Source organism: Pseudoroseomonas cervicalis ATCC 49957, assembly GCF_000164635.1.
GTDB classification, from domain to species: Bacteria; Pseudomonadota; Alphaproteobacteria; order Acetobacterales; family Acetobacteraceae; genus Pseudoroseomonas; species Pseudoroseomonas cervicalis.
The window spans coordinates 331,790-335,033 of record NZ_GG770779.1; the positions used below are offsets into that span (position 1 = coordinate 331,790).

A 3,244-nucleotide genomic window follows, 5' to 3' on the forward strand; every position below is an offset into this window, starting at 1 on the left:
CGACGCCGTGCTGGGCCGCCGCATCGGCCGGCCGCTTGGCGCCGGCCAGCCGGTGCCGCTGTCGGAGCTTTCCGCGCAGCACGCGGTGCGGCGCGACAGCGTGGTGCAGCTGGTGCACGAGGCCTCCGGCCTGTCGCTCACCACCAGCGGCCGCGCGCTCGAGGATGGCGCGCTCGGCGCCACCATCACCATCCTGAACCTGTCCAACGGCGCCGTGCTGCTGGGCGAGGTGCTGGCGCCCGGACGGGTGCGCGCCCTCGGCCCGGCGCCGGAGCCGCAGACCGCCACGGCGCGCGGCCAGGCCCCCGGCCTGGTGCGGCGCTGACGCGGAGGAAGAACATCATGCACGCCCGCCCCCTGACCTCCCGCGCCGCCCCGCTCGGCCTGCTGCTCCTGGCGCTCGCCGGCTGCGGCAATCTGGAGCGGATCTCCGAGATCGGCCGTGGCCCGCAGCTGGCGCCGATCGAGAACCCGGCCCAGGTGGCGGGGCTGGAGCGCACGGTGGCGATGCCGATGCCGCCCGCCCAGGCGCCGCTGCCCGAGACCAACAGCCTGTGGCGCCCGGGCAGCCGCACCTTCCTGCGCGACCAGCGCGCGGCGCAGGTGGGCGACCTGGTGACGGTGCTGGTGCAGATCACCGACAAGGCGGAGCTCGAGAACACCACCGCCCGCAGCCGCGCCAACAACGAGGATTTCGGCATCACCCGGCTGCTCGGCATGGCCGCGCGCCTGCCCGGCGGCGCCGGCAACCTGCTGGAGACGGCGAGCAACAGCGGCACCGAGGGCACCGGCAGCATCAACCGCAACGAGACGGTGACGCTGCGCGTGGCGGCGACCGTGGTGCAGATGCTGCCCAACGGCAATCTGGTGGTGGCCGGGCGCCAGCAGGTGCGCGTCAACCACGAGCTGCGCGAATTGCAGGTGAGCGGCATCATCCGCAGCCAGGACATCGCCAGCGACAACACCGTGCGGCACGACCGGCTGGCCGAGGCGCGCATCGCCTATGGCGGGCGCGGCATCATCTCGGACGTGCAGCAGCCGCGCTACGGCCAGCAATTCCTCGACCTCGTCCTGCCCTTCTGAGCCCCGGAGACACCGCCATGCGCCGCTCCGCCCCTGCCTCCCGTCCTGGCCTCCGGCCGCTCCGCGCGCTGCTGCTCGGGCTGGCGCTGGCGCTCGGCCTCGCGGGGGCGGCGGCGGCGCAGCCCGGCGGCAGCGTGCGGGTCAAGGACATCGCCGATATCGAGGGGGTGCGCGACAACCAGCTGGTCGGCTACGGGCTGGTGGTCGGGCTGAACGGCACCGGCGACCGGCTGCGCAACGCCGTCTTCACCCGGCAATCCCTGATCGGCGTGCTGGAGCGGCTCGGCGTCAACACGCGCGACCAGGAGAACCGGCTCGACACCCGCAACGTCGCCGCCGTCATGGTCACCGCCAACCTGCCCGCCTTCGCGCGCAATGGCAGCCGCGTCGACATCACCGTCTCGGCGCTGGGCGATGCCACCAATCTCGGCGGCGGCACGCTGGTGGTGACGCCGCTGCACGGCGCCGATGGCGAGGTCTATGCGGTGGCGCAGGGCCAGGTGGCGACCGGCGCCATCGCCGCGCGCGGCGCCGCCGCCTCCGTCACCCGCGGCGTGCCGACCTCGGGCCGCATCCCGAACGGCGCCATCGTCGAGCGCGAGGTGCCCTTCGCCTTCGGCAACAAGCCGACGCTGCGGCTGTCGCTGCGCAACCCCGACCTGACCACGGCGCGGCGCGTCGCGGCGGCGATCAACCGCATGGCCGGCGCCGGCGCGGCCGCCGCCAACGACCCGCGCACCGTCACCGTCTCGCTCGTCGGCCGCGACCCGGTGGGCTTCGCCACCGAGATCGAGCAGCTGCGCGTCGAGCCCGACCAGGCGGCGCGCGTCGTCATCGAGGAGGCCTCGGGCACCATCGTCATGGGCGCCAATGTGCGCATCAGCACGGTGGCCATCGCCCAGGGCAACCTGACCATCCGCGTCACCGAGGCGCCGCAGGTGGTGCAGCCCAACGCGCTGGCCGGCGGCCAGACCGCGGTGGTGCCGCGCACCGGCATCGAGGTGGACGACCAGTCGGAGCGGCGCTTGGGCATCCTGCAATCCGGCGTGTCGCTGCAGGAGCTGGTGCGGGGGCTGAACAATCTGGGCGTCGGCCCGCGCGACATGATCTCGATCCTGCAGACCATCAAGGCCGCCGGCGCGCTGCAGGCGCAGCTGGAGGTGCGCTGATGGCCGATCTCTCGAAGCCCGCCGGCCTGCCGCAGGCGGGGCTTCCCACCGCCCCCGCCGCGCCGCGCGGCCAGTCGCTGCCCGAGATGCGCAAGGCGGCCGAGCAGTTCGAGGCGCAGGTTCTGGGCGCGCTGCTGCAGCCGGTCTTCGCCACCCTGCCGAGCAACGGCCTGTTCAGCGGCGGCGCGGCCGAGGCGCAGTGGCGGCCGATGCTGGTCGAGGAATACGGCCGCAGCTTGACGCGGGCCGGCGGTGTCGGCATCGCCGGCCAGGTGTTGCAGGAGATGCTGCGCCTGCAGGCGCGCGGCGGGGGAGAGAGCGAATGAGCGTCGTCGCCGAGCTGGAGCGCGTCACCCTGGCGCTGACCGCGGTGATCACCGCCGAGACACGGGCGCTGACCGCGCGCGACCTGGTGGGCGCCGCGGCGCTCGGCCCGGCCAAGACGGCGGCGCTGGAGGCCTTCGTCGCGGCGCGGGCGCGCATGACGCCGGAGCAGGCGGCCGAGGGCGGCGGGCATCTCGCGCATCTGGTCGACAAGCTGCGCCAGCAGGTCGAGGCCAATCGCCGCGCGCTGGAGGAAGGCCTGGCGCTGCAGGCCCAGGTGGTCGAAACCATCGCCGGGGCGGTGGCGCAGCCGGCCTCCGCGGCCCCCGGCTACGGGCCGCAGAGCAACGGCCAGGCGCGGCTCGGCGCCGCGCCCTTCGCCGTCTCCGTCGACGCCTGAGACCGGCATGCGCGGTGAGTGCCGCCCGCCGCGCGCCCTGCCGCCAATGGCCATGGCAATGGTTAACAAGGGAGAAACGCGGCCCTGCTGCATTGCGCCCGTCGGACTCCGCGCGGCAGAACGCCGCCCGGTCCGGCCAGAGGACGCAAGGCGAGGCAGGAGGCCGGGCCGCTGATGAACTGGGAATGGGCGATGACCGCCCTGGCGGCGCTGGCCGCCGTGCTGGGCATGGTGGTGCTGGCGGCGCAGCTGGCGCGCCGGCTGGGGC

Annotated in this window: 5 protein-coding genes; all 5 read left to right on the top strand. The window is 74.7% G+C overall.

Annotation, left to right across the window (positions count from 1 at the left end; translation table 11 throughout):
- Positions 1 to 325: flagellar basal body P-ring formation chaperone FlgA (flgA, locus tag HMPREF0731_RS12740; RefSeq protein WP_007004554.1), on the top strand; the 325-nt coding region annotated here is incomplete at its 5' end.
- Positions 326 to 342: 17 nt separating this feature from the next.
- Entirely contained in the window at positions 343 to 1,083 is a 741-nt protein-coding gene (flgH, locus tag HMPREF0731_RS12745; RefSeq protein WP_007004555.1) for a flagellar basal body L-ring protein FlgH, read from the top strand.
- A gap of 17 nt (positions 1,084 to 1,100) precedes the next feature.
- On the top strand, positions 1,101 to 2,252 hold the full coding sequence (locus HMPREF0731_RS12750; RefSeq protein WP_007004556.1) for a flagellar basal body P-ring protein FlgI: 1,152 nt from the start codon (positions 1,101 to 1,103) through the stop codon (positions 2,250 to 2,252).
- Positions 2,252 to 2,578, top strand: a complete 327-nt coding sequence (locus HMPREF0731_RS12755) for a rod-binding protein (protein WP_007004557.1) — start codon at positions 2,252 to 2,254, stop codon at positions 2,576 to 2,578. The genes HMPREF0731_RS12750 and HMPREF0731_RS12755 overlap by 1 nt, the downstream gene beginning before the upstream one ends.
- Positions 2,575 to 2,976, top strand: a complete 402-nt coding sequence (locus HMPREF0731_RS12760; RefSeq protein WP_040613122.1) for a hypothetical protein — start codon at positions 2,575 to 2,577, stop codon at positions 2,974 to 2,976. Before HMPREF0731_RS12755 ends, HMPREF0731_RS12760 begins: the two co-directional genes overlap by 4 nt.
- Positions 2,977 to 3,244 lie beyond the last annotated feature (268 nt).

What these genes read in the sequence shown, in the direction of transcription:
- flgH (WP_007004555.1), top strand. Translation starts at nt 343, where the DNA reads ATGCACGCCCGCCCCCTGACCTCCCGCGCCGCCCCGCTCGGCCTGCTG.
- HMPREF0731_RS12750 (WP_007004556.1), top strand. Translation starts at nt 1,101, where the DNA reads ATGCGCCGCTCCGCCCCTGCCTCCCGTCCTGGCCTCCGGCCGCTCCGC.
- HMPREF0731_RS12755 (WP_007004557.1), top strand. Translation starts at nt 2,252, where the DNA reads ATGGCCGATCTCTCGAAGCCCGCCGGCCTGCCGCAGGCGGGGCTTCCC.
- HMPREF0731_RS12760 (WP_040613122.1), top strand. Translation starts at nt 2,575, where the DNA reads ATGAGCGTCGTCGCCGAGCTGGAGCGCGTCACCCTGGCGCTGACCGCG.